This window comes from Microvirga terrae (assembly GCF_013307435.2).
Taxonomy (GTDB): Bacteria; Pseudomonadota; Alphaproteobacteria; order Rhizobiales; family Beijerinckiaceae; genus Microvirga; species Microvirga terrae.
In genome coordinates, this window is sequence record NZ_CP102845.1 from 904,670 (window position 1) to 929,894 (window position 25,225).

The window sequence follows — 25,225 nt, forward strand, 5'->3', positions numbered from 1 at the left end:
CCATCGGCTCCGCCCATCCTTCCTCTCAATCGACGAGTGTTCGCACCATGACTGCACGAAAGACGCCTGAGACGCTCAGGAGCGCGCGCTGGTTCGCGCCCGACGACCTGCGGGGCTTCGGTCATCGCTCCCGCATGATGCAGATGGGCTACGCCCCCAAGGATTGGGTCGGCCGCCCCGTCATCGCCATCCTCAACACCTGGTCCGACATCAACCCGTGCCACGCGCATTTCAAGCAGCGCGTCGACGATGTGAAGCGGGGCGTCCTTCAGGCCGGGGGCTTCCCGGTCGAGCTCCCCGGGATCTCGCTGGCCGAGCAATACGTCAAGCCGACCACCATGCTCTACCGCAACATGCTGGCCATGGACGTTGAGGAGCTGCTGCGGTCGCATCCCGTCGACGGCGTCGTCCTGATGGGCGGTTGCGACAAGACCACTCCCGCGCTGCTTCTGGGCGCCACGAGCGCGGGGCTGCCGGCCATCTACCTGCCGGCGGGCCCGATGCTGCGCGGCAACTGGAAGGGCAGGATCCTGGGATCCGGCTCGGATGCCTGGAAGTACTGGGACGAACGCCGGGCCGGCACGATCACGGATGCCGACTGGCTCAACATGGAGGCCGGAATCGCACGCAGCCACGGCACCTGCATGACCATGGGCACGGCCTCGACCATGACGGCGATCGCCGAGGCCATCGGCATGACCCTGCCGGGGGCGTCGTCCATTCCGGCCCCCGACGCCAACCATGTCCGCATGAGCGCCGAATGCGGACGGCGAATCGTGGAGATGGTCTGGGAGGATCTGACCCCTGGCCGGATCCAGACCCGCGAGGCGTTCCTGAATGGCATCGCGGTCGCCATGGCGATGGGCTGCTCGACCAACGCCATCATCCACCTGATCGCCCAGGCGCGGCGGGCCGGTCAGGAGATCGGCCTCGACGATTTCGAGGCGGCCAGCCGCAAGGTGCCGGTCATCGCCAATGTCAGGCCGAGCGGCGACACGTACCTGATGGAGGATTTCTTCTATGCCGGCGGTCTTCCGGCGCTGATGACCCGCATCAGGGATCATCTCCACCTCGATGCCATGACCGTCAGCGGCCGGACCCTGGGCGAGAACATCGCCGGGGCGGAGGTCTACAACGACGACGTCATCCGCGGCGTCGACAACCCGATCTATGCCGAGGGCGCGCTCGCGGTCCTCAAGGGGAACCTCGCTCCCGACGGCTGCGTGATCAAGCCGAGCGCCTGCGATCCGCGCTATCTGAAGCACACGGGGCCTGCTCTCGTGTTCGACGATTATCCCTCCATGAAGGCCGCCATCGACGACGAGAACCTGGACGTGACGGCCGACCACATCCTCATTCTGCGCAACGCAGGCCCGCAGGGAGGGCCCGGCATGCCGGAATGGGGCATGCTGCCGATCCCGAGGAAACTGGTAAAGCAGGGCGTGCGTGACATGCTGCGCCTGTCGGATGCCCGCATGAGCGGCACGAGCTACGGCGCGTGCATCCTACATGTCTCGCCGGAATCCTATATCGGCGGGCCGCTGGCCCTGGTAAAGACCGGCGACATGATTTCGGTGAACGTAGCGGAGCGCACCATCAGCCTCGATGTCCCCGACGAGGAGCTCGAGCGGCGCCGCGCCGCATGGGTCAGGCCCGAGCCGCGCTTCGAGCGCGGTTATGGATGGATGTTCACCCGGCACATCAAGCAGGCGCACGAGGGCTGCGACTTCGACTTCCTGGAGACGAGCTTCGGTGCGCCCACGGGCGAGCCGGCGATCTACTGACAGATGGAGACAATCATGACCACGCTCAAACCGGACACCCGCGAGAAGCTCAAGGCCGTCAGCACGGCGACCCTGTGCACGGCCCTCTTCAAGCGCGGATTGCGCAACCAGTTCATCCAGGACGTTCGCCCGCTCAACCCGAATCTCGGCAACATGGTCGGCGAGGCCTTCACCCTCCGCTACATCCCGGCCCGGGAGGACCTGAACCCGATCGGCGTGTTCCAGGATCGCGCCCACCCGCAGCGCAAGGCCGTCGAGGAGTGCCCGCCCGGCGCCGTCATGGTGATCGACAGCCGCAAGGATGCCCGCGCGGCTTCGGCGGGCGGCATTCTGGTCTCCCGCCTGATGAAGCGCGGAGTCGCCGGCGTGGTGACCGACGGCGGCTTCCGGGACTCGCCCGAGATCGCGCGGCTCGACATCCCGGCCTATCACAACCGCCCCTCGGCGCCGACCAACCTGACCCACCATCAGGCCCTCGACATCAACGTTCCCATCGGATGCGGTGACGTGCCCGTGTGGCCCGGCGACGTCGTGGTGGGCGACGGCGAGGGCGTGGTGGTGATCCCGGCGCATCTGGCCGACGAGATCGCCGCGGAGGCCGTCGAGATGACGGCGTTCGAGGACTTCGTGCAGGAGGAGGTGCTGAAGGGCCGCTCGATCCTGGGCCTCTACCCGCCGACGGATGAGCGGACGCACGGCGACTTCGCAGCCTGGCGCAAGGCGAACGGACGCTGAGCCTGAGGGGCCGGCGCAGGCATCTGGCGCCGGTCTCTTCTTTTGACGGCGGCGGGCTCCGCGCGCTACACGATCAGGACGGTCATTTGCCAGCGGGCCAGGAGGCGGGATGGAGCCGAACAGAATCAAGTCTCTCTGGGCGGACGGGAAGCCCGTCCTGAACGGCTGGCTGTCGATCGCCAATGCCTTCACGGCCGAGATCCTGGCGGAGCAGGGCTACGATTCCCTCACCATCGACCTGCAGCATGGCGTCATCGACTACCAGGCCGCGGTCGGCATGCTGCAGGCCATGCGCTCGAGCGACGTCACGCCCCTGGTGCGTGTGCCGTGGCTCGATCCTGCGGCCATCATGAAGGCGCTCGATGCCGGGGCCTATGGGGTGATCTGCCCCATGATCAACACTCGTGCGCAGGCGGCGGAGCTGGTCTCCTATGTCCGCTATCCGCCGGGCGGAACCCGCAGCCTGGGGCCAACCCGGGCCAATTTCTCGGCCGGGTCGAACTATGCGGGCGAGGCCGACGACAACATGCTCTGTTTCGCGATGATCGAAACGGCGGAGGCCTTCCGCAACCTCGATGAGATCGTCGCGACGCCGGGGCTCGACGGCGTCTATATCGGTCCCGCCGATCTGACTCTCGGGCTCACCGGCAAGCGCTATCCCGTCGGCTTCGACCGCGAGGAGCCGGAGATGGTCGAGGCCATTCAGACCATTCTGGCGAAGGCTCATCAAGCCGGGATCCGTGCGGCGCTCCATTGCGGCTCGCCGGGCTATGCGGCCAAGGCCATCGGCTGGGGCTTCGACCTCGTGACCCTGCCCAATGACGTGCGCCTCCTCGCCACGGCGGCCGGCGCCAGCGTCGCCGAGGCCCGCAGGCTCATGCGGACCTGACGGCCCGTCGTCACATCTCGGGCGGAGCCGCCATGGACGTGAGAAGCGTCTGCGACGCCAGCCGGATCGGCGCGTTCGTCGCGCCGTAGCCCTGGTAGCCGCGCCGTTCGACGATCTCGAAGAAGAACCCGCCCTCGAGGGTTCCGGTATAGACCTGGAAGTATTCGGCCGCGCCCTCCCGGTCATACAGGATGTGGCAGGCGCGCAGCCGCGCGACCTCGTCCGCGGAGAGGTCCGTTCTCACCTCGAGATCGTCATAATAGTTGTCCGGAATGGGCAGGAGATCGACGCCGTTCGCCCTGAGTTGCTCGACCGTCGCGAAGATGTCGTCGGTCGACAGGGCGATGTGCTGGACGCCCGATCCGAAGAGATCGTTCAGGAAACGGGACGACAGCGTGCGCTGGCTCTGGGATGCGTTGAGGATGAACCGCAGCGCGCCGTCGGCGGTCTCGATGGCTTGGCTCTGCACCACGCCGCCGGGATCGATCACCGCCTGAACGGGCGTTTTCCGCACCTCCAGCAGGGAGGTGTAGAACAACAGCCACGTCAGCACCTCCTCGTAATGCATCGATTGCGACACGTGGTCGACCGCCTTTAGGCCAGCTCCTGCGGCGTCATCGGTGTCGACGGCCTGGAAATCCACATCCCAGAGCCGGTCGAGACCGGTCTTGTTGTCGACGAAATACAGAAGGCTTCCGCCGAGGCCGCGCACGGCCGGGATGGTCATCTCGCCCGGACCGACCGGCTGCTGGAACGGCTGATCCAGCAGGGCGACCGCCCGGTCGACCGCCCCCGGAGCGTCGTCGACGCGCAGGGCCAGGGCGCAGACGGCGGTGCCGTGCGTGATGTTGAAGGAATGGGCGAAGCCCTCCTTGTCCGCATTGACCACGATGTTGATCCCGCCCTGTCGCCATCGCGTCACGGCCTTGGAGCGGTGGATGCCGGCCTTCCGGAAGCCGAGCCGGCCCAAGGTGCGCTCGAACTCCACCGCACCCCGTTCGTCGATGGCGAACTCGACGAACTCCACCCCGGAGCAGATGGCCTTCGGCGGCAGCGCCGGCAGATCCGGGGAGGCGGTGCCCGTGCGCCGGCGCAGCTCGTCGAGCATGACGATCAGGGACCTGTGCCCGTCGACCGCGACGCTGCGCGCCGAGCCCGCCCGGAACCGGTCGTTGAAGATCTCCAGGGACAGGAGCCCATTGAAGCCGGTCGCGTTCAGCGCGAGCATGAACTCGTCGACAAGCAGGTCGCCCTGTCCGGGGAAGCACCGGTAATGCCGGCTCCAGGACAGGTAATCCATGGCGAGCCTCGGCGCATCGGCCATCTGCACCAGGAAGATCTTGTCGGCCGGAATGGACCGGATCGCCGCGAGGTCCGTCCCTCGCGCGAGGATATGGAAGGAATCCAGCACGAGCCCGACCGCAGGATGATCGGCCCGGCGGACCACCTCCCAGGCGTCGCGGTAATCATGGATGTGGCGCCCCCAGGAGAGCGCTTCGAACGCGACGCGCACGCCGCGCTTTTCCGCCCGTTCGCCGAGTTCCCGGAAATCGGCGGCCGCCCGCTCGATCCCGCCGAGGGAATCCGGAGAGACGTTGCTGCACACCATGAGGAGATCGCAGCCGAGCTCCTGCATCACGTCGAACTTGCGCTCGGCCCGGGCGAAGACCTTGGAGCGCTGCGGCTCGGGCATGCCTTCGAAGTCGCGGAACGGCTGGAACGTGATCGTCTCGAGCCCATGGCCCTCGACCATGCGCCGCACATCGGCCGGTGTGCCGTTGAAGGACAAGAGATCGTTCTCGAAGATCTCCACGCCCTTGAACCGTGCGGCCGCGATGGCCTCGATCTTTTCGCTGAGGGTCCCGCTCAGGCAAACGGTGGCGATGGCTGTGCGCATGCTCCTCGTCCATGTCCTCTCGGGGCCGGGAGCAGGGCTGATCCCGCCGGCCGCGTCCGATGTCATCTGATGGTGCCGGTGGCGAGGGCGTGTTCGACGCCGCCGGCGACGTGTTGCGTGAGGACTTCGCAGGCCCGCTTCGCGTCCCGCTTCAGGGCGCATTCCATGAGTTGTGCATGCTCCCGTTCCGCGATGTCGCCGCGATAGCTCAAGGCGATCATCTGATAGCGAAGGTACTTGTCGAAGACGGCCGCATGGGTGTCGATCAGCATCTTCGATCCGCAGGCCGAGATCAGCGCCTGGTGGAACTGCCAGTCGTACCGCTTCCACTCCTCGGAATGCGTTCTGTCGCCATGAGCCATCCGCTCCTCCATGCGGGCCAGCCGGTGATGGGCGGCGACGACCCGGCCTTCCCACTCCATGTCGCCGGCCCGGAACGACTGCTCCAGGGCCCGACATTCGAGGAGCTGGCGCAGGGCAGCGATCTCCCGCAGGTTCGCGATCGACACGGGCGCGACCTCGAATCCCTTCTGGCCTTCGGCGACCACCAGACGTTCCGATTGGAGCCGGTTCAGAATTTCCCGGAGCGTGCTGATGCTGGCACCGTAATCGGCCTTCAGCCCGTCGAGCCTCAGCTTCTTGCCGGGCGGAAGGCGACCGAACACGATGTCGGCGCGGACCTTCTGGTAGGCGGTTTCTCCAACTGTCGAAGGCTGTGGAGTTTCCTGTCCGTGATCTGTCATTTCAAGGCCCCGCTCTCCAGGGTGAAGGCCACGCATCCGTTCACATGCCCGGTCAGTACCTGGCAGGCCCGGTCCGCATCGCGTGCAAGGGCGCAGTCGAGCAACGCCTTGTGTTCCTTGGCGGCAATCTCACCACGGAACACGACCGCTACCATCTGGTACCGGAGATACTGGTCGAAAACGCCGCCATAGAGATCAAGCAGGGTCTGAGAAGCGCAGGCCCCAATGAGAGATTGGTGGAACTCCCTATCATATCGTTTCCAGAGCTCCGTGCCGCCCTGATCCCCGGCCAGCATCCGCCGCTCCAGGGAAGCGAGCTTGTGATGGGCGGCGACGACGCGACTCTCCCATTCCAGGTCGCCGGCCGCAAAGGACAGAGGCAGCGCATAGGTTTCAAGGAGAAGCCGCATCGCCGCGACATCCTCGAAACCTTGAGGGGAGACCGGAGCGACCCGAAAGCCGCGCTGGCCTTCGGCGATGACAAGCCCCTCGGACGACAAGCGACTGAGAATCTCGCGCAGGGTGCTGACTCCCGCCCCGTACAGGCTCGAAAGCCGGTCCAGCCGCAGCTTGGTTCCAGGGGAGAGGCGCCCGAAAATAATATCGTCCCGGATTCGGGTATGGGCTTGGTCGGCAATAGACGTTGCCACCAGTTCAATGCTCATTCAGCCACTTCCCCATGATCGAGCCTGAGCTTCCTCCGACAGTGCCGCGTTCTACATGCATTCGAAAATAACTGCTGAAATCCAGATTATCAGAGATTTTCGATATCGACTATTGATTCTTGGTTTCTCAAAGCAGATAGTACGGCAAAGACGCAGACTAATGCGCAACACGAAGAGGAGAGGGAACTATGACATTCACGACCAATCGTCGCTTCCTGGTGGGTGCGTGTGCGGCCCTTTTGGCTTGCGGCATGAGCGGCAGCACCCAGGCTCAGGCCCCGACTAATCTCAGATTCTCGGCGGTCTTCTCGGAGCAGGATATCCGGGCCGAGATGATGAAGCGGTTCGGAGAAGAGATAAAAGCGCAGGGGTTTGCTCTCCAACCGTATTATGGTGGCACCCTGTTCAAGCAGGGAACCGAACTCGTCGCGATGCAACGCGGCAACCTCGAGATGGGCAATATCGCCCCACAGGACATCTCCAACCAGATCCCGGCCTGGTCCATCGTGACATCCGCTTACCTCTTCCGCGACGCCGATCACTTGAAGAAGGTGTTCGCGAGCGATGTTGGCCAGCAGCTCAAAAAAATGGCCTCCGACCAGCTTGGTATTCACATCCTCGGCCCAACTTATTTCGGCGCCAGGCACGTGGGTCTCAAGCCAAGCAAGAAGATCAGCAAGCCTGAGGACCTTGCCGGCATCAAGCTTCGAATGCCTGGAGGCGATGCCTGGCAGTTCCTGGGTCAATCACTCGGTGCAAACCCGACGCCCATGGCCTATGCCGAAGTTTATACAGGGTTGCAGACCGGCGCCATCGACGGTCAGGACAATCCGCTCCCGAACGTACAGAACATGAAGTTCTATGAGGTCATGTCTCAGGTCGCTCTGACCTCGCACCTTGTGGGGTTCGACGTTCTGGCCGTATCCAACAAGGTTTGGAATGCTATGTCGCCTGAAAAGCAGGCAGCCTTCCAGGCCGCTGCCGACAAGGCCATCGAATGGAGCACGCAGGAGCATCTGAAAAAGGAGGCTGAGCTCGCGACGTTCTTCAAGGAAAAGGGCTTGGATGTCTATACACCCGACCTGAAAGCCTTCCGCGAATATGCACAGAAGAAGTACCTGGCGTCCGACCTGGCGAAGGGTTGGCAGCCTGGCATGCTCGACAAGATCAACGCGATGTAGCGAGAACCTGCAGTCGTCGGTGCGCAATCGTCCGGCGACTGCACTTCCCCATCGGCTCGGTGCCTCCTTAGGAAGCGGTGGCTTTCATGACTTTATCCTTGCGATTGCTTGGTGCCTGGCTCGCTCGCCGTGCCGAGAATGTGGCGGCCGCTATGCTGGGTGCGATGTTCCTGGCCTTTCTATTGCAGATCGCATTCCGGTATCTCCTCGGCCTCCCGATCGGATGGACCCATGAGATCAGTGTCGTCCTCTGGATCTGGCTCGTCCTCTGGGGGGCCTCGTTCGTCGTCACCGAACGCGAGGAAATCCGGTTCGATATCATCTACGGTGCAGTCGGTCCCCAGGCCCGCAGGGTCATGTGCGTCATCACCGCCATAGCGCTCATCGCACTGTATCTCATCTCGCTCCCGGCAGTTTTCGACTATGTCACCTTCATGAAGGTAGAAAAGACCAGCTATCTCAAAATCCGGTTCGACTGGTTGTTTTCGATTTATCTCGTTTTCGTCGTTGCAACCATCATCCGCTACATCTGGCTTGCGTGGCAGGCACTGCGCGGCGTCGCGCCGGATGATTTTGATCCCACCAAGGCGAGTTCCGGCGTATGAACCTGACCAGCCCCTTCTCGCTGTCGCTCGTCGCGATCACCGCTCTTGCATTTCTGGGGTTGCCGATCGGGCATTCGATGATTGCAGGGTCGATCTTGTATCTGCTCTTGGCCGGCCAGGACATGGGCACTGCTGCCGAGCAACTCCTCAACGGAATGTACTCCAACTACGTCATTCTCTCTGTTCCTTTATTCATCCTTGCCGCCGAGTTCATGAATATCGGCAGCATGACCGACCGACTCATGGCCTTCTGCAATGCCCTCGTTGGCCGTTTCCGCGGCGGGCTTGCACAGGTCAACATTCTACAGAGCATCATCTTCGCCGGGATGTCGGGATCGGCCATCGCCGATGCTGCCGGCACGGGTCGCATGATGCAGGTCATGATGACCCGGGACGGGCGATACACGCCGAGCTATGCCGCCGCCGTAACGGCAGTATCCTCCGTCATCGGCCCCATCATCCCGCCGTCCATCCCGATGGTGCTGTATGCACTTGTTTCCGATGCCTCCATCGGATTTCTGTTCCTTGGTGGGGTCATCCCGGGATTACTCATGGCGCTGAGCCAGATGATCATTGTCGCCATCACGGCCCGCCGCAAGAACTTCCCGGTCGAAAAACCGGTCCCTCTGCGAAAAATTCCACGCATCACGTGGGAGGCACTTCCATCGCTCATGATGCCAGTCGTTCTCCTCGGCGGCATCTATAGCGGCGTCATGACGCCCACAGAGGCCGCCGCGGTCGCTGCAGCGTATGCCCTTCTCATCTCCGCCGGGCTCTACCGCAGCGTGAGTTGGCGCGATTTCTATCAGTCGCTTGCAGTCAGTGCGCGTACCACGTCGTCGATCGGAATGCTGATCGCAGGCGCGCTCGTTTTCAATTACGTGGTCACTGTCGAAAATATTCCGGAAGGGGTGAAGGCGCTGCTGGCCGGGTGGGACCTCTCCCCGGTCGGATTCCTGATCTTCGTGAACATTCTTCTCCTGCTCCTCGGTTGCGTCCTGGAAGGAACCGCAATCCTGCTCATCGTGGTTCCGGTCTTCATTCCGACGGCTCAGGCTCTCGGCATCGACCTTGTCCATTTCGGGGTCGTGGTCGTCGTCAATATCATGATCGGGCTGATCACCCCGCCGTACGGCTTGCTTCTCTTCATCATGGCGAACATATCAGGCGAGCCCCTGCGGGACATCGTTCGGGACACTCTGCCCTTTTTGTTCGCCATGATCGTCGCCCTGGCCATCCTGACATTCGTTCCTGAAACCGTGCTCTGGCTGCCGCGCCTGTTCGGCTACCAGGGATAAGCCTGCTCCAATCGCGAGAAGCACCTCAATGAGCAAGCCGATCTACATCCTCAATGGGCCCAATCTCAATCGTCTCGGAACGCGAGAACCGGAGATTTATGGGCGCACGACCTTGGATGGAGTCGAGGCCCTGTGCCGGGGCGCCGCAGGCGACCACCCGTTGGTGTTCCGACAGTCCAACCGGGAATATGAGCTTATCGAGTGGGTTCATGAAGCCATCGACGAGGGATGTGGGATCATCATCAATCCGGCGGCCTTCACTTTCACTTCCATGGCGATCATGGACGCCTTGAAGATGTTTCCGGGTCCGATTATCGAGCTTCATATCTCGAACATCCATCGGCGCGAACCGATCTATCACAAATCCTATGTTTCTCCGGTGGCGACCGCTGTTATTGCAGGCTTGGGCACTGACGGCTACCCGACGGCTGTGCGCTCCCTGCTCGCCATGATCTCGAAATCAACGAAGGCTGGTTGAGTTCATGGAGAGCGAAGATCTGATGGAACTGAAGTCTCATGGTGATGAAGGCTTGGGCTCTTGGAAACGACCGTCTGTCCTTGCTGGCCTCGTAGGCACCGGTATTCAGGCGTCGCGAACACCCAGCTTGCACGAGCGGGAAGGGGCACGTCAGGGTTTTCGATACATTTACAAGCTGATTGATTTCGAAGCGCTCGGTCTAGACCATCATTCGCTTCCGGATATCGTGGCCGCTGCCGAACATTTCGGGTTTGCAGGACTCAACATCACCCATCCGTTCAAGCAGGCTGTAATCCCGCTGGTTGGCGAACTGGCACCCGACGCGGCGGCGCTCGGCGCCGTCAACACGGTTGTGCTGAAGGATGGGCATCGCATTGGGCACAATACTGACTGGTGGGGGTTCGCACAAAGCTTTCAGCGCGAACTGCCCGACGTCGAACGCGACCGAGTGGTTCAGTTCGGGGCCGGCGGAGCAGGGGCCGCCGTTGCCCACGCACTTCTGACACTGGGGACAGGTCAGGTAATCGTGATCGATACTGATAGGGCTAGGGCTGATGTTCTCGCGGCAGATTTGTGCAACCGCTTCGGTCCTGAGCGCGCTTTTTCCGGCGTGTCTCCTGCGGAGGCGCTTGCGACTGCTCACGGCGTGGTGAACACGACTCCGCTCGGCATGGCCAAGTATCCTGGCATGGCCTTCTCCGCGGACCTGCTGCATCGCGATTTATGGGTTTCCGACATTGTCTACTTTCCGCTGGAAACGGAATTGCTGCGGCAGGCCCGGGCGCGAGGCTGCCGCACCATGTCTGGTGGAGGAATGGCGGTCTTTCAAGCCGTTGGCGCTTTTCGCCTCTTCACCGGGATTGAACCGGACGCGACTCGAATGCTTCAGCATTTCAGCGAGATGTGAGCCTCGATTGATCATTTCTCCCGGCACTGAGCAGACACGGCAGAAACGGTATGCGATTGGTTCAGGAGGCTAGCCGCTTCTGAGAAAGGTGATTGGATGCCACAAGAGCGGCTTCCACCCTGTTCCGGACATGCAGCTTTTGAAGAATGTTCGTCAGATGATGTTTGATGGTCTTCTCGCTCAATTCGAGTTTGCTGCCAATCTCCTTGTTGCTGCGGCCTTGAGCGAGAATCGACAAGATCTGCTGTTCGCGCGGTGTCAGGTGTGACAGATGACCTGATCCCGTTGCCTCGCTTGTCGCTTCAGGGCCAGTCCGCATGAGCAGCTTCGCCGCGAGACTTGGCGAGATGAAGCACTGTCCTTGGCTCAGCGCCCGCACGGTTTCGGCCAACTCGCCGGCGCTGCTACCTTTCAGCAGGTAGCCCCGCACGCCACGCTTCAAAGCTGCGCGGATATGGTCCTCGGATGCCTCATCAGCAAGAATAAGGATCCGGATTGAGGGATGCTGCTGGAGGATCGACTCGACCGCTCCCATGCTGCAATCCAAAGTGCCGGCATCAACCACGATCACGTGCGGTTGAGACTTCTCCGCCAGGTCGATCGCGTCCCAAATCGAAGCCCCTTGGCCAACGACCTCTATGTCCTCCTGAGTGCGCAGCGCGAGGACTACACCATCCCGAAAGAGAGGGTGCTTGTCGATCACGCCCACCCGAATTCCTGCTGTCATTGGAGCCCCCCAGTTCCAATCTCGGTCGCCGTTTAGAGGTTCGGCGGATATTCTTGAGTTCAGTAGTCTACGTACAGAGCTCTTGCCTGTATTTAGGATATCGATCTTAGATCGGACGTAGCAATATCTACGAAGTGCGAGTGTGCCTTCTTCCAGGCGCTTCAGTGTTATCTCCAAAGGGGTAGGGGCCGTGTCTCCATCGACCGCGCAGCACCTCCGTCCCTTGTAAGAAGCCGAGGTTAAGGATGAGCGCTTGGGGAGCAAATCTCAGGGCGCGATCATCGGCGTGTGAGCGCCAAGCGCCTGAAATCGGCAGATCGGCCTGGAGAAGCCGTCTCTGGAGAGATTGGCACTCAGCGGGTTTCACCCGGTCGCTGATGCTGCTCGAGATATGTCCGCAGCGATTTCCCGACGTCCTCGATATGTGCCCTCAAAAGATCGCAGGCCGCTGTGATCTGCCCGGTCTCGCAGAGATGAAGGAGATCAGCATGCTCTGCCTCTGCGCGCTTCATGCCATCCGTGAGGGAGAGCTGGAGGCGAGTATGCCGGTCGCATTCCTGAAGGAGATTAACCACGATCGCTAATGTACGAGGCTGTTCTGCGTGACGGTACAAAAGCACGTGAAACTGTGTATTCAATTCGCCCCAGCGCCTGACATGGTTCGCCCGGAGTTCAGCGCTGTACTCCTGAAGGATCTGTTTGAGCGTCTTGTAATCATCCTGCGTGAGACGGTTGGCGGACGCCCCTAAAAGTCGCGGCTCAAGCAAGGCTCTGAGCTCAAAAAGCTCCTCGACTTCCTCTGTCGAAAGCTCCGAGACTATGGCTCCCCGGTGAGGGTGAATCTTGACGAGCCCTTCTGCCTCAAGTTGCATCAATGCTTCGCGAATGGGGATTCGGCTCACGCCAAACTCGTTTGCCAAGGCGTCCTGCCGCAGGGGAAATCCGGCCTTGAAATCGCCGTCCAAAATTCGCTCTCGCAGACTTTCTGCTACCGCAGCAGCGATTGTCCGATGCTGAAGGGATTTTTGTGTCGGCTTGGCGACTAATTTTGTTTCAAGGCCCATTGGATCGCCGCTGATGAGGTCAGTGCTCGTGAGTCATCGCCGCTAAAGCAACATACCCCCGTCTGACTTGACAAGGTAGATTTTATACAATCTACAATAATGCCCATCAATGTCCAGTATCGGAGAAGGCGGAATGGCCAAGATCGGATGGGAGGGGGTTTTCCCCGCGGTTACCACTCAGTTTAAATCGAACTACGAGCTGGACCTCGAGGCCACGGCCCAGGTGATAGATGGGTTGATCAGAGACGGTGTCTCCGGGCTGATCGTCTGCGGAACGGTGGGGGAAAACACGTCACTAAGCCGAGCCGAAAAGGTGGCAATCATGGAGACTGCCAAAGGGGTCGCTCGGGGACGAGTTCCGGTGATCGCCGGGATCGCTGAGTTTACGACGGCCTTCGCCTCGGAGGTTGCCAGAGAAGCCGAGCGGGTAGGGCTCGATGGCGTCATGGTCATGCCGGCACTGGTCTATTCCTCCAAGCCGCACGAGACCGCCGCACATTTCCGGGGCGTCGCCAAAGCGACCGACCTACCTGTGATGGTTTATAACAACCCTCCGATCTACAAAAATGACGTGACCCCCGACATCCTGGTCTCTCTCGCCGATTGTGAAACGATCGTCTGCTTCAAAGATTCGTCAGGGGATACCCGCCGGTTTACCGATACGAAGAACATGGTTGGTGATCGCTTCGTTCTGTTCGCCGGTCTTGACGATGTCGTGGTTGAGAGCGTGATGCTCGGCGCTGCCGGCTGGGTCTCCGGCATGTCGAATGCCTTTCCTCAGGAAGGCGAAACCCTGTTCAGGCTGGCAAAGGCGGGTCGCTATGAAGAAGCGAAGGCGCTCTATGAATGGTTCATGCCGCTGCTTCACCTCGACGCTCGTCCGGATCTCGTGCAATGCATCAAGCTCTGTGAGGCAATCATGGGCCGTGGAACGGAACTAACTCGCCCGCCGCGCCTCCCTCTGAACGCCCACGAGCGCGCAGAGGTGGAGGCGATCATGGACAAGGCCCTGAGAAGCCGTCCGACTCTTCCGGACGTCGGCTTGAAATCAGCTGCCTGAGGAAGTCGCGGCGAAGGACTGACGATATCCTTCGCCGCTTCGATGGAAGTTGGCAATATCTCTGATCAGCGAGCGAGCGATGGCGCGTCACACCTTCTTTTGCATTGATGGCCATACCTGCGGCAACCCGGTTCGGGTGGTGTCCGGCGGTAGCATTCCCCAGTTGAAGGGGGAGACGATGTTCGACCGCCGGCAGCATTTCATTGCCGAGTACGATTGGATTCGCACAGGTCTGATGTTCGAACCTCGCGGACACGACATGATGTCCGGCTCGATCCTTTACCCGCCTACGCGCTCCGATTGCGACGTGGGCATTTTGTTCATTGAGACGTCCGGCTGTCTCCCAATGTGTGGGCACGGGACGATCGGGACCGTCACCATTGCGCTTGAGAACGGTTTGATCCATCCCAGGACGCCGGGCCTCCTGCGGCTCGACACGCCGGCAGGGGTGGTCGAGGCGCGCTATGAGCAGAATGGCCCCTTTATCGAACGGGTTCGGATCACCAACATTCCGTCTTTCCTCTATGGCACAGGATACGAGGTCGAGGTGGAAGGGCTCGGTTCTCTAACCATGGACGTCGCTTATGGCGGCAACTTCTACGCCATCGTCGAACCGCAGGCTCTCTACTCCGACTTGGCGGACATCAATCCATCCGATGTCCTGCGCTGGAGCCCCAGGCTGAGGGAAGCCTTCAACGCCCGTTATCGGATTGCGCATCCCGAAAACCCGGAGATCAACCGCCTGACTCATGTTCTGTGGACGGGACGGGCGCAGACGAAGGGCGGAACGGCTCGGAACGCCGTGTTCTATGGCGACAAGGCCATCGATCGATCGCCGTGTGGCACGGGGACATCGGCCCGAATGGCGCATCTCGCGGCGCGGGGGGATCTGAAAGAAAGCGATGAGTTCGTTCATGAGAGCATCATCGGCTCCACCTTCATTGGGCGCGTCGAAGGGCGCACGAAGGTCGGAGACCGCGACGCCATCATTCCCTCCATCGAGGGATGGGCGCGGGTCACAGGCTTCAACACCATCGTCATCGACGATCGCGATCCCTTCGCGCACGGATTCCAGGTTGTGGATCGAACTGTGCGAGCCTGATGCCCCGGTTGTCGGGGCGTGTGTATTCAAGTGAACAGGATGCAGGATGCGGATCGCAATCGTCGGTGCTGGAATCGTCGGCCTAACGGCCGCGCATGCCCTCCTCGACAGAGGTCATCGGGTCACTCTCATTGACCCGGGCAATCAGGCGAGGCGGCCGACGGACGGCAATGCCGGCTGGATTGCCCATACCGACATCATGCCACTCGCGTCGCCGAAAGTCTGGCGGAATCTTCCAGGCTGGCTCGTGGATCCGCTGGGACCCCTTACCATCAGGCCAACCTATCTTCCGGCGCTGATGCCATGGCTCATCCGTTTCGTGCTATCCTCATCGCCCATGCGGATCAAGGCGAGCATGGCGGCCATTCGTGCCATCAACGCGGAAGCGCTACCGTCTTGGAAGGCGCTTCTATCCTCGTTGAATCTGAGCACGCATCTGCGAGAGAACGGAATCATGTCCGTGTGGAGGCGTCAGGAGGCCTTTTTGCGGGCCAGGGATGTCCTCGATCACCAGCGTGAACTCGGCATTGAGATCGATGTGCTTGATGGCAACGATCTCAAGCGACTGGAGCCTGCGCTTCAAAACATCGAAGCTGGTGCTCTCTATCCGGATGCGTGCCACATCTCCGATCCTGCCGATTTGGCGTCCGATCTTATGAGGCTCGTTCAGGAGCGAGGTGCAGTGCGTGTAGTCTCCCGCGCTCTAGCGGTGGAGGCAGAGGACAGCGGAATCCATGTGCGAACGAACGATTCCGAAAGAAGTGTCTCTGCCGACAAGGTTGTCATTGCAGCTGGGATATGGTCACGTCCGATCGCAAGGATGCTGGGAGATAGGATCCCTCTCGACACGGAGCGCGGCTATAATGCCACCTATCCCAAGGGTGCTTTCGGTCTCAACCGTCCGATCATGTTCGAGGGCGAGGGTTTTGTCACCACGCCCCTTGATACCGGTGACAGGGTTGGCGGCGCCGTCGAGTTCGCCGGACTGGACTCCCATCCCAATCATGACCGCACATCGGCGATGATCTCTCGCCTGAAGCGCTTCCTTCCCGACTTCGATGCGACACAAAATGCAAGACTCTGGATGGGCTTTCGGCCGTCCATTCCCGACTCTCTTCCCGTCATCGGCGCATCCAGACGAGACGCCCGCGTGGTCTATGCGTTCGGTCATGGTCATCATGGTCTGACCCAGGCGGCGATCACATCACTGCTGGTCGCAGACTTGGTCGATGGAAGGCCTAGCTCGATCGATCTAAAGCCTTATTCGGCGCAGCGCTTCTGAAGAGGCACATCGTCAGGGCTTCCGCGCAGTCCATAGCAGTCTAGGCGCCGATACCCATCATGCGGTCGGTTGAGGCGTAGTCGGCGTGACAGGGATCTCTGGTGGTGATGTGGGAGGCACTCCGATCGGTTCACCCGGCGGTGGTATATCGCCCGGCGTCGTAGGCGGAACGCCGATAGGTTCGGGCTGAGGAGCCTCTGGCGGAGTAGGGGGGCTCACCGGCGCTGGATTGGGGTCAGACGGCGTCGGTTCGGGGTAAGGCTGGTTGGGCAAAGGAATGGGCATCCAGGCGGCGCTCCACTGTCTGATGCGTTTGTCAGAGTCCGTAAAAGGCAATCACCAGCCAAGCACTAGGTTCCGCTCGCAGGGAATCAAGATCCGGTCAGTCCACGTAAAATGTGATGCTATAGCAATAATCGACGATTTAGGAACGCCTAGATGTCCTTGCCGGGCACATTCCATCTGCAGGCTTAGGGAAGGTTCCAAGCCATGAAGTCGTCCGGTTCTGGTAGAGACGTTCGAAGTTGAACTGATCCACGGAGACGAACTCAGCGCCATTCAACGTCGATCGCTGAGGCGTCAATTTCGGGAAGCAGATTCTACCGTGCCGCTGAAACACGGGCTGCTGACGCAAAGTGCTTGAAAGGCCCTCAGAGCGGCATTGTCGGTTACCGACGACCTCATCCCGGCTTCCTGCAATGCCAAACCGTAGCGCCGGCATAAGGCAGGAGCGCCGATCAGCGTAACATGGTTGTCAGGAGCGCTGAACTCCGCGATCGCCTCCCTCACCTCCGCGCCAATCAACAGGCCCGAAAGGTAATCGCTGATCTCTGCGGGAGATAGTTCTCCACACAGAGCGCCGCTGCGTGCCGAGAAAATGCGCCGCAGGACGTGGCCTCCAATGCAGCGGTCCTGCGCAAGCCTGACACCGCGCAGGAAAGCCTCCTAGCTGTCGATTGATTGTTCCGGAATCAGCTTGCTGACGAGGGAGCTCGACTTCAGCAATGTGGCAATCTCCCCCGACATATAAGTGGCGAAATGTTCGATCCGACCCTTCTTGACGGAGACCCACTTGCTGTGAGCGCCGGGAAGGACGACAAGGCCGCTGTTTAGTCCCATCGCGCCGAAAATCTTGAGTTCCTCGCCTCGCATCATGTCGGGCAGGGGATCGCGTACTGAGACGCCCGGAAGAAACACGAGGGACGGCAAGCCGTCCATAAGCTTTATGACTGCTTGCGCAGCGACGTCATCCAGAGAGGCAGGCGCCTGCGCATAAGGTGTCTCCACCCAGCCATTGCGGCTGGTGATCATGCCGGAGAGATAGATGCGGCTGGCCTTTGTCGTCCAATCTCCGACGATGTCGCGGAGAGTCTTTTCAAAGGCGCCACCACCGATATGGTTGATACCTTTCGCCTCCTGCCGCTCTCCCCGAAGGGACCCGTCATTGGACAAGAGGAAGGCGTGGAAGGTCATCGAGGTCCATTCGATCGCAATGAACATGCTGGATCCCTCTAGTAGGCTGGCTTGACCGGAAACCAGTCTTTGCGCTCCTCGTCGAGGTAGGCGCCCACGATGCTGTCGACCGCATAGCGTCGCACCGCCTCTTCGTCGACCTCGACGCCAAGGCCTGGCGTGTCTGGGACCTGAAAACGTCCGAGCAGCAAAGCAGGAGGAGCGGCGGAAATGTCTCCGCCGAGATAAGCACGTTCCGTATCGATGGCGAGGCTCATGTTGGGGATCGATGCTGCGAGGTGGATGTAGCCCGCCTGGGACAGCGCCAGTTCTGCGCCCGAGTGCAGCGTCACCGGGATTCCGACGGCCTCGCAGATGGCCGCGGCCTTGATCGTCTGCCACAGCCCACCTTCCTCGTGCGGATCGAGCAGCACCACGTCTGCGGCATCGGCACGCACGATGTTGCCGATATCGGACAGAGTGTAGGCACTCTCGTCGAGGGCGATTGGAACCGGCGTCGATCGCCTCAGGAGCGCATGGCCTGCAAGATCATCGAGTTCCAGGGGCTGCTCCACATAGGCCGGGTCGAAGGCTCGCAGCTTTTCCAGTTGCCGCTTGGCGGTGCCGGGTGTCCAGGCGCCGTTCACGTCAAGGCGCAGAGCCCGTGTGCCGATGGCCTCACGGGAGGTCGCTGCCAATTCGATATCGCTCGGCTCGTCGAAGCCAATCTTGACCTTGAAGGTCTCGTAGCCAGCGTCGAGGAACCTTCCGATCCTCTCCTTCAGCTGTTTCACGTCCTTTGTGAACAGATAGGCGGCTGCTTCCACATCCTTGCGCCACCGCCCACCCCAGAGGCTTGACAAGGGAAGCTTCGCCTGCTTGCCGAGAGCATCCCACATGGCCATCTCGAGCGCAGCAACCGCCATCACGGCCGCTCTCTTGTGGTGGTAGTAGCCAGAGCCCAGAACATGCCGGTGCAGGCGCTCCACGTCGGCCACAGGATAGCCTAATCCTACCTTGGCAACGATATCGGCGAACACTGCCGGTACGGTTGTGATCAGCGAGATCGTCTCGCCCCATCCGACGATCCCAGCATCGGTCTCGATCCGGCAGATGAGCCGGGTCGTTCCGATCCTGCGGCCCGACCCCCAAAGAATATTTTCCGTGAACGGGATCCGCACAAGAGCATGGTGAATGGCTGTGATTCTCATTGGGGCGGACCTCTTCAACGAAAGGCGAGTTGACTTGGAACTCGGTTCCAACATAATTCCACCCATCCGGAAGGGTCAATTGGACAAGAGGCTCATCCTTTCGACGGAGCTGTGATGGGACGCATGCAGGCGGAGCTGAGAATCGACGATGAGGTCGAAAGCGGCCCTTCTGGGCCAGTTCCAGGCGTGCAGGCGCTCACGCGAGGCATTCAGCTCATCGAGCTCGTGGCTTCGGCTGCAGTGCCGCCCCGATTTACGGATCTTCTTGACGGCTCCGGCATGCCCAAGGGCACACTGCATCGCATCCTTCAGGCACTTGTTGATGAGCGGCTTCTGAAGCTCGATGGCCGGGATCAGACTTATCGCCTTGGCTCGCGCCTGTTCCAATGGGCACACCGGGTCTGGGACGATTTCGACCTGCGCGGCGCGGCCGAGCCGGAGCTCGAGCGCCTGCGGGACCTCACAGGCGAGACGGTGCGACTCGGAATCCTTGATAGGGATGAGATCCTCTACATCGATCAGCGCGAGGCCCCGCAGCCGGTACGCCTCGGCAACGGCGTCGGAAGCCGAGCCAAACCCTATGCAAGCGGTCTCGGCAAGGCGATCCTTGCGCATCTCTCGCTCGAAATGCGACGCAGGCTCCTGGGTGAGGCAGAGCTGCAGCGCCTGACCCCTCACACGATTGCGGATTTCAACGAACTCCTCAGTCAGCTCGATCTCACCAAGGCTCGCGGTTACGCGGTTTCCATCGACGAGCAGAATATCGGCATCAGCTCAGTGGCCGCGCCCATTCTGGATCATGAGGCCAAGCCATTGGGTGCGATCGGGGTTATCGGCCCGTCCTTCCGGTTGCCGCCCGAGCGCCTCCATGCTCTCGGACGTGACGTCATCGAGGCTGCCCGGCGAATTTCCGGCAATATCGGCGAGGTGGCAATGTCGTTGAATATTAACCCCCGGCCGCTCGGTGCCGACCGGGACGACGTGCGATGCGCCATTCCCGCGAGTCTCTTCCTGGGTGAAGGGCCGCATTGGTCTATTCACGACCAGCAGCTCTACTTCGTCGACATTCTCGCGCCGTCCGTCTGCATTGGCGACCCGATCAAGGGGACTTACCGCTCCTGGCCGATGCCCGAGCTGACGAGCTTCCTGATCCCGCGCAAGGCAGGTGGATTCATTGCCGGCATGCAGAACGAGGTGCGAGCCATCAATCCGGAATCGAACGAGAGCATGGTGCTTGCCCGACCCGAGATCGGCCGTCCGGGGAACCGGTTCAATGATGGAAAGTGCGATCGCCATGGCCGGCTATGGGCCGGTACGCTCGCCATCGACACGACTCCGGGGCAAGGCTCGCTCTGGCGGCTTGATCCCGACGGGAGGGTTCATGAAATGGACCGGGGCTTCCACGTCTCGAATGGCCTAGGCTGGAGCCCCGACGATCGTCTCTTTTATTTCACCGATACCGCGAAGCAGACAATCTACGTCTATGATTTCGACAGTACGACCGGATCCATAGAGAACAGGCGCATTTTCGTGACCGTGCCGGAGAGCGAAGGCAAGCCGGACGGCTTGACCATTGATGGCGAAGGGTTCGTATGGAGCGCACATTGGGACGGCTGGTGCGTCACGCGGTATGATCCGGAAGGGCGTGTGGAGCGCGTCATCAACTTGCCGGTGCCCCGGCCGACCAGCTGCGTATTCGGCGGCGCGGAGATGCACACCCTCTTCGTGACTTCGGCCCGCATTCGCCTGTCTGCGGGACAAATCGCCGATGCTCCGCTGTCGGGCAGCGTTTTTGCCATTGAGACCGGCATCAAGGGGCTACCGGAAAACGTCTTCGGCGGGTGACAGATACTTCAGGGACACGCAATCGATATGGCCAAACTAGAGCTTCATCAGGTCCGGAAGTCGTTCGGAAGTGTCGACGTGCTCAAGGGGATCGACCTGACGGTCGAAGACGGTGAGTTCGCCGCCTTCGTTGGGCCGTCAGGATGTGGCAAGTCCACACTTCTGCGCTTGATCTGCGGTCTCGATGAGATCTCGTCCGGTCAGATGATCATCGACGGTCACGTGGTGAATGACGTGCCTCCGGCCAAGCGCGGGATCGCCATGGTGTTTCAGTCATATGCCCTGTATCCGCACATGACCGTCGCCGACAATATGGGCTATGCCTTGAGACTGGCAGGAACACCGCGCGAGGAGATCCGCCGTCGGGTTGAGGCGGCCGCCCGGGTGCTGCGGATCTCCGAATACGTGGACCGCAAGCCCCGCCAATTGTCGGGCGGCCAACGTCAACGCGTCGCGATCGGTCGTGCCATCGTTCGGGAGCCGAAGATCTTCCTGTTCGACGAGCCCCTCTCCAATCTGGATGCGGCACTCCGGGTCGAGATGCGCATTGAGATTGCGCGCATGAAGGAACGTCTCGGCACCACAATGATCTATGTCACTCACGATCAGATCGAGGCCATGACGCTGGCCGACAAGATCGTAGTGCTCAATGCCGGTAAGGTCGAGCAAATCGGGTCTCCGCTCGATCTTTACAACACCCCGGCCAATCGTTTCGTTGCAGGCTTCATAGGAAGTCCGCGGATGAACTTCTTAATCGTCCAGGGGCACCGCCTCGATGGCGGACGGGTGAGAATGCCCGGCGGGTCCATCTCGTTGAACACGTCGGCGCCTGAAGCTGCCCACGAGATTGGTGTGCGGCCAGAGCATCTTGAACTCTGCGCACCGGGGACCAGCAATGCTCTCGACGGTCGCGTCGCCATGACAGAGCATCTCGGCAGCGATACCTACGCCTATGTGGCACTTGATGGCACCGACGAGATGATTGTCGTTCGTCTCGATGGAGAGCGCCCCATCAGCCAGGGCGAACGGGTAGGCGTCTTGGTCAATCCAGATGCCGTCCATGTCTTCTCGAAAGACGGACGGACGCTGGCTTCCGCAAAGCCGATGGCGAGGAATGCGGCATGAGCCTCCATCCTGAGCTCATCCCACGCGTGACGGTGGATTGCGCCACCTATCCGAGCTTGAGGGAAAAAGGCGTTCTGATTACGGGAGGCGGGTCCGGAATCGGAGCATCCCTGGTTGAGCACTTCTGCGGACAGGGCGCACGCGTTGGCTTCATTGATCTGAGCCAGGACTACGCACATGAGACGGCTCGGCGTGTTGCGGCGGCGACGGGCAACCAGCCGCATTATGAGGCGGCAGATCTGCGCGACATCCGGGCGCTTCGATCTGCCATCAGGTCACTTTCGGAGCGGATCGGGCCAGTTCGGATCCTGATCAATAATGCCGGCAATGACGACCGCATGCCGATCGAAGACGTAACGCCCGAATATTGGGACGAGCGCTTCCAGACCAACCTGCGACACCAGTTCTTTGCCGCGCAGGCCGTGATCGGTGAGATGACCCGGGCAGGGGGCGGCTCCATCATCAATATGGGATCGATCTCCTGGATGCGAGGAGCCTCCGGCCTGATTTTTTATACGACAGCGAAATCTGCCGTGATGGGTTTGACCAAATCGCTCGCGCGAGAGCTCGGCGAGCGCAACATCCGAGTCAATTCCATCGCACCGGGCTGGGTCCTGACAGAGCGCCAGGTCGAGCGGGCAAAGCGCATCTATCAGGGGAAGTTTTCAGAATACCTCGAAGTACAGTGCCTAAAGGAACATCTCTTGCCTCCGGACATCGCCCGGATGGCGCTCTGGCTCGGCGCCGACGACTCGCGTCTCGTTACGGCGCAGATGTTCATCGTCGACGGAGGGGTGGTCTAGCGCACGGCCATCCTCGGTCAAAGCACGTGCGCAGAAATATGGGGCTTTGCTCCGTATCGGGAGGAAGAACGATGAAACGATTCGCACCGGTTGCGTCCGCCGCTATATTGGCAGCGAGTCTCGCTCTATCGGGTCAGGCCGCGAAGGCCGCCGATGTCAGCTTCATGAGCTTCAGCTATGCGGAAGAGGCCGCCAAGCCATCCGTTGACGCATTGCTCAAGGGCTTCGAGGCTCAGACCAAGCTCACGGTCGAGCCCCTGGGCTATGCCTGGGGCGACATGCAGAAGAACATCTTCTTGAGGGCGCGTTCCAAAACTCTGCCGAGTGTCGCTCAACTGTCCGAGCGCTGGCTGCCAAGCTTTGCCAACGTGGCTGGTCTCGTCGATCTGAACGAGGTCTATGGCAAGGACAAGCTGGCTGCGATGTTTGCTCCCGATGCTCTCGCCATGGGACAGGTCGGCTCGAAGCAACTGGCTTTGCCGCTCATCTCCGGTTCCATCGGCCTCATTGCCAACAAGGCGGTGCTGGAGAAGGCCGGCGTCAGCAAGACGCCGACGACTATCGAGGAGTTCCGGAGCGCCCTGGTGGCGGTACGTGACAAAGTACCGAACTCGGTGCCATACACGATGGCAACCAAGAATAACGGCTCGATCCTGCTCGACTTCATGATCTGGACCTGGACCTTCGGTGGTGAAATCATCGACGAACAGGGAAAGGTGAAGATCGGGAACGCGGATGCCGGCAAGCAGGCGCTTGGCTTCATGGTTGGGCTGATGAAAGATCGTCTAGCCGCCCCCGAGATCGATCGACCCGATGCTCGTCGCCTTGTGGCGCAGGGAGCCTCCGCCTTCCTCTTCGATGCACCGCAGGCCAGGACCCACCTGCGCAGCTTCTCCGGCCAGGGGTCGGCCTTCGATGCGAACGTCCTGCCTCTTGCGACGCCGATCGCTATCGCCGGCCTGGAGCCCGCCTCGATTCAGTGGGGTCATCTGCTGGTGCAGTTCTCATCCACCGGCAAGGCCAATGCCGATGCGGCGGCTAGCCAGTTCATTACCTATCTGACGTCCGACGAGGCGCAATCCAAGTTCCCGCTTGAACAGAGCGCTCTTCCTGTCACGAAATCCGCACGCGCCAATCCAAAGGTAGCAGGCGACGCGTTCCTGACGGCTTGGGCAAAGGCTGCAGGCAACCCGCGCCGTAACGAAGTCGGTATTTGGCCGAACGCTGCCGAACTCACGCAGATTATCGGCGAGGAGGTGCAAGGCGCGTTGCTGGGCCAGAAGAGCATCGACGATTCGATCCAGTCGATGCAGAAGCGACTTGAGACATCCATGGCGAATGTCATCAAGCAGAACTGACCGGCATGGCTGGCTGCCTTTGAGGGCAGCCAGTCGCGATTCACACGCATCTCTTTGCACGCGATGATCCTATGACCCTTGCCGCCGAGATCCCATCAAGTCCTGCACCTGCCCAGGTGTCACCGCATGCCGTCCGCGGCGGTCTTAAGGCCGGTCAGCGCCGAGTTGGACTGATGCTCCTCCTTCCGGCGGCGATCGCCTTTGGAGGCATCATCCTCTATCCCTTCCTCCAGGCGCTGGCGCTCTCACTCTTCGAATACACGCTTGAGACGCCCGCACCTCGATTCGACGGCCTGGGGAATTTCACCAAGATCGCCGCAACACCAGACGTATGGCAGGCTTTCCTGACGACTGCCATTTACGTGTTCTTCACAACCGCTGGGACGCTCGTCCTGGGACTCGCATGGGCGCTTATTCTGAACCAGCCCTTCCGCGGCCGTGGGTTCCTGCGCTCCATGTCGCTCCTTCCCTGGGTGTTGCCGAGCACGGTGAGTGCCTTCATCTGGGGTTGGATCTTCAACAGCCGCTACGGGGTGCTGAATGCGTTTCTGCTGGAGATGGGCTTTATCGAGATGCCACAGGCTTGGCTTTCCACCTCAGCCGGAGCCATGGTCGCCGTGATTATCACCAAGATCTGGTTGTCGATCCCGCTCTTCATGGCGTTCTTTCTGGCGGGGTTGCAGAACCTGGATCGGGAGCAGGTTGATGCCGCCCGAGTCGATGGCGCCAATAACTGGGCGATCCTACGCGATCATGTTCTTCCTCACCTTCGTCCGGTGCTGATCGTCGTTGTAGTGCTCGGCGTCATCGGGAACCTGCAGCAATTCGACACGATCTATGCCTTGACCGGGGGCGGACCGGTGCGCGCGACCGCCGTTCTCTCGGTCGAAGTCTACCGTCGCGCCTTTGAACAATGGGATGTCGGCTTGGCGTCGGCAATCGGCGTCCTGTGGGTGGCGACTCTGCTGCCGCCCGCGTTCCTGTATCTGCGTATGCTGGTGAAAGGCGCCTGAC

The 25,225-nt window shown here is 61.0% G+C and carries 22 protein-coding genes and 1 pseudogene; 16 read left to right on the top strand and 7 right to left on the bottom strand.

All coding sequences use genetic code 11. The features are described from left to right. The first annotated feature begins 47 nt into the window (after positions 1 to 47). The 3 genes from araD (at position 48) to HPT29_RS04295 (ending at position 3,408) form a co-directional block, all read left to right on the top strand. Entirely contained in the window at positions 48 to 1,784 is a 1,737-nt protein-coding gene (gene araD / locus HPT29_RS04285; RefSeq protein ID WP_173950155.1) for an L-arabinonate dehydratase, read from the top strand. Between the two features lie 15 nt (positions 1,785 to 1,799). Further along, a complete protein-coding gene (locus tag HPT29_RS04290; protein WP_173950156.1) occupies positions 1,800 to 2,519 on the top strand; it encodes a ribonuclease activity regulator RraA in 720 nt (239 codons plus the stop codon). Positions 2,520 to 2,628: 109 nt separating this feature from the next. Then, entirely contained in the window at positions 2,629 to 3,408 is a 780-nt protein-coding gene (locus tag HPT29_RS04295; protein ID WP_173950157.1) for an HpcH/HpaI aldolase family protein, read from the top strand. Positions 3,409 to 3,418: 10 nt separating this feature from the next. Here the strand turns inward: HPT29_RS04295 and HPT29_RS04300 are convergent, their stop codons facing one another. The 3 genes from HPT29_RS04300 to HPT29_RS04310 form a co-directional block, all read right to left on the bottom strand. Further along, positions 3,419 to 5,305, bottom strand: coding sequence for a bifunctional sugar phosphate isomerase/epimerase/4-hydroxyphenylpyruvate dioxygenase family protein (locus HPT29_RS04300; RefSeq protein WP_173950158.1), 1,887 nt, complete (start codon positions 5,303 to 5,305; stop codon positions 3,419 to 3,421). 62 nt (positions 5,306 to 5,367) lie between these two features. Then, the gene (locus HPT29_RS04305; RefSeq protein WP_173950159.1) at positions 5,368 to 6,048 is read right to left on the bottom strand and encodes a GntR family transcriptional regulator; all 681 of its coding nucleotides are present in this window, start codon (positions 6,046 to 6,048) and stop codon (positions 5,368 to 5,370) included. Beyond that, positions 6,045 to 6,713, bottom strand: a complete 669-nt coding sequence (locus tag HPT29_RS04310; RefSeq protein ID WP_173950160.1) for a GntR family transcriptional regulator — start codon at positions 6,711 to 6,713, stop codon at positions 6,045 to 6,047. The genes HPT29_RS04305 and HPT29_RS04310 overlap by 4 nt, the downstream gene beginning before the upstream one ends. 188 nt (positions 6,714 to 6,901) lie before the next feature. On the opposite strand from HPT29_RS04310, the gene dctP reads away from it, so the two are divergent. From dctP to HPT29_RS04335, 5 genes are all read left to right on the top strand, one after another. Then, a complete protein-coding gene (gene dctP, locus HPT29_RS04315; protein ID WP_173950161.1) occupies positions 6,902 to 7,894 on the top strand; it encodes a TRAP transporter substrate-binding protein DctP in 993 nt (330 codons plus the stop codon). An 86-nt stretch (positions 7,895 to 7,980) separates the two neighbouring features. After that, the gene (locus tag HPT29_RS04320; RefSeq protein ID WP_173950162.1) at positions 7,981 to 8,499 is read left to right on the top strand and encodes a TRAP transporter small permease; all 519 of its coding nucleotides are present in this window, start codon (positions 7,981 to 7,983) and stop codon (positions 8,497 to 8,499) included. Beyond that, positions 8,496 to 9,797, top strand: coding sequence for a TRAP transporter large permease (locus HPT29_RS04325; RefSeq protein WP_173950163.1), 1,302 nt, complete (start codon positions 8,496 to 8,498; stop codon positions 9,795 to 9,797). The genes HPT29_RS04320 and HPT29_RS04325 overlap by 4 nt, the downstream gene beginning before the upstream one ends. Positions 9,798 to 9,825: 28 nt before the next feature. Continuing rightward, positions 9,826 to 10,275, top strand: a complete 450-nt coding sequence (locus HPT29_RS04330; RefSeq protein ID WP_173950164.1) for a type II 3-dehydroquinate dehydratase — start codon at positions 9,826 to 9,828, stop codon at positions 10,273 to 10,275. A 22-nt stretch (positions 10,276 to 10,297) separates the two neighbouring features. Beyond that, a complete protein-coding gene (locus HPT29_RS04335) occupies positions 10,298 to 11,182 on the top strand; it encodes a shikimate dehydrogenase (RefSeq protein ID WP_173950225.1) in 885 nt (294 codons plus the stop codon). Positions 11,183 to 11,243: 61 nt separating this feature from the next. Here the strand turns inward: HPT29_RS04335 and HPT29_RS04340 are convergent, their stop codons facing one another. Together HPT29_RS04340 and HPT29_RS04345 are read right to left on the bottom strand one after the other, a co-directional pair. After that, positions 11,244 to 11,909, bottom strand: a complete 666-nt coding sequence (locus HPT29_RS04340; RefSeq protein WP_173950165.1) for a LuxR C-terminal-related transcriptional regulator — start codon at positions 11,907 to 11,909, stop codon at positions 11,244 to 11,246. A 353-nt stretch (positions 11,910 to 12,262) separates the two neighbouring features. Beyond that, positions 12,263 to 12,973 carry a GntR family transcriptional regulator gene (locus tag HPT29_RS04345; protein ID WP_173950166.1) on the bottom strand — a complete coding sequence of 237 codons (711 nt, stop codon included), beginning with the start codon at positions 12,971 to 12,973 and terminating at the stop codon, positions 12,263 to 12,265. A 133-nt stretch (positions 12,974 to 13,106) separates the two neighbouring features. Here HPT29_RS04345 and HPT29_RS04350 point away from each other — a divergent pair, with 133 nt between their 5' ends. The 3 genes from HPT29_RS04350 (at position 13,107) to HPT29_RS04360 (ending at position 16,417) form a co-directional block, all read left to right on the top strand. Next, the gene (locus HPT29_RS04350; protein ID WP_173950167.1) at positions 13,107 to 14,033 is read left to right on the top strand and encodes a dihydrodipicolinate synthase family protein; all 927 of its coding nucleotides are present in this window, start codon (positions 13,107 to 13,109) and stop codon (positions 14,031 to 14,033) included. 79 nt (positions 14,034 to 14,112) lie between these two features. Further along, positions 14,113 to 15,135 (top strand): 4-hydroxyproline epimerase, encoded by a 1,023-nt coding sequence (locus tag HPT29_RS04355; protein ID WP_173950168.1) that lies wholly within the window; start codon positions 14,113 to 14,115, stop codon positions 15,133 to 15,135. A 46-nt stretch (positions 15,136 to 15,181) separates the two neighbouring features. Then, positions 15,182 to 16,417, top strand: a complete 1,236-nt coding sequence (locus HPT29_RS04360; protein ID WP_173950169.1) for an NAD(P)/FAD-dependent oxidoreductase — start codon at positions 15,182 to 15,184, stop codon at positions 16,415 to 16,417. 579 nt (positions 16,418 to 16,996) lie between these two features. Here the strand turns inward: HPT29_RS04360 and HPT29_RS04365 are convergent. Then, positions 16,997 to 17,917: pseudogene (locus tag HPT29_RS04365) on the bottom strand (2-dehydro-3-deoxygalactonokinase). Between the two features lie 11 nt (positions 17,918 to 17,928). Continuing rightward, on the bottom strand, positions 17,929 to 19,080 hold the full coding sequence (locus HPT29_RS04370) for a mandelate racemase/muconate lactonizing enzyme family protein (RefSeq protein WP_173950171.1): 1,152 nt from the start codon (positions 19,078 to 19,080) through the stop codon (positions 17,929 to 17,931). A 114-nt stretch (positions 19,081 to 19,194) separates the two neighbouring features. Between HPT29_RS04370 and HPT29_RS04375 the strand changes: the two genes are divergently transcribed. The 5 genes from HPT29_RS04375 to HPT29_RS04395 all read left to right on the top strand — a co-directional run bounded on the left by HPT29_RS04375 (position 19,195) and on the right by HPT29_RS04395 (position 25,224). Continuing rightward, entirely contained in the window at positions 19,195 to 20,925 is a 1,731-nt protein-coding gene (locus HPT29_RS04375) for an SMP-30/gluconolactonase/LRE family protein (RefSeq protein ID WP_259060470.1), read from the top strand. A gap of 27 nt (positions 20,926 to 20,952) precedes the next feature. After that, positions 20,953 to 22,050, top strand: a complete 1,098-nt coding sequence (locus HPT29_RS04380; protein WP_173950172.1) for an ABC transporter ATP-binding protein — start codon at positions 20,953 to 20,955, stop codon at positions 22,048 to 22,050. Beyond that, a complete protein-coding gene (locus HPT29_RS04385) occupies positions 22,047 to 22,853 on the top strand; it encodes an SDR family NAD(P)-dependent oxidoreductase (RefSeq protein WP_173950173.1) in 807 nt (268 codons plus the stop codon). Before HPT29_RS04380 ends, HPT29_RS04385 begins: the two co-directional genes overlap by 4 nt. Positions 22,854 to 22,879: 26 nt before the next feature. After that, positions 22,880 to 24,211 carry an extracellular solute-binding protein gene (locus HPT29_RS04390; protein ID WP_259060471.1) on the top strand — a complete coding sequence of 444 codons (1,332 nt, stop codon included), beginning with the start codon at positions 22,880 to 22,882 and terminating at the stop codon, positions 24,209 to 24,211. Positions 24,212 to 24,282: 71 nt separating this feature from the next. Then, positions 24,283 to 25,224: a carbohydrate ABC transporter permease gene (locus tag HPT29_RS04395; protein ID WP_173950175.1), complete on the top strand. Its 942-nt coding sequence runs from the start codon at positions 24,283 to 24,285 to the stop codon at positions 25,222 to 25,224. The last annotated feature ends 1 nt before the right edge of the window (position 25,225 follow it).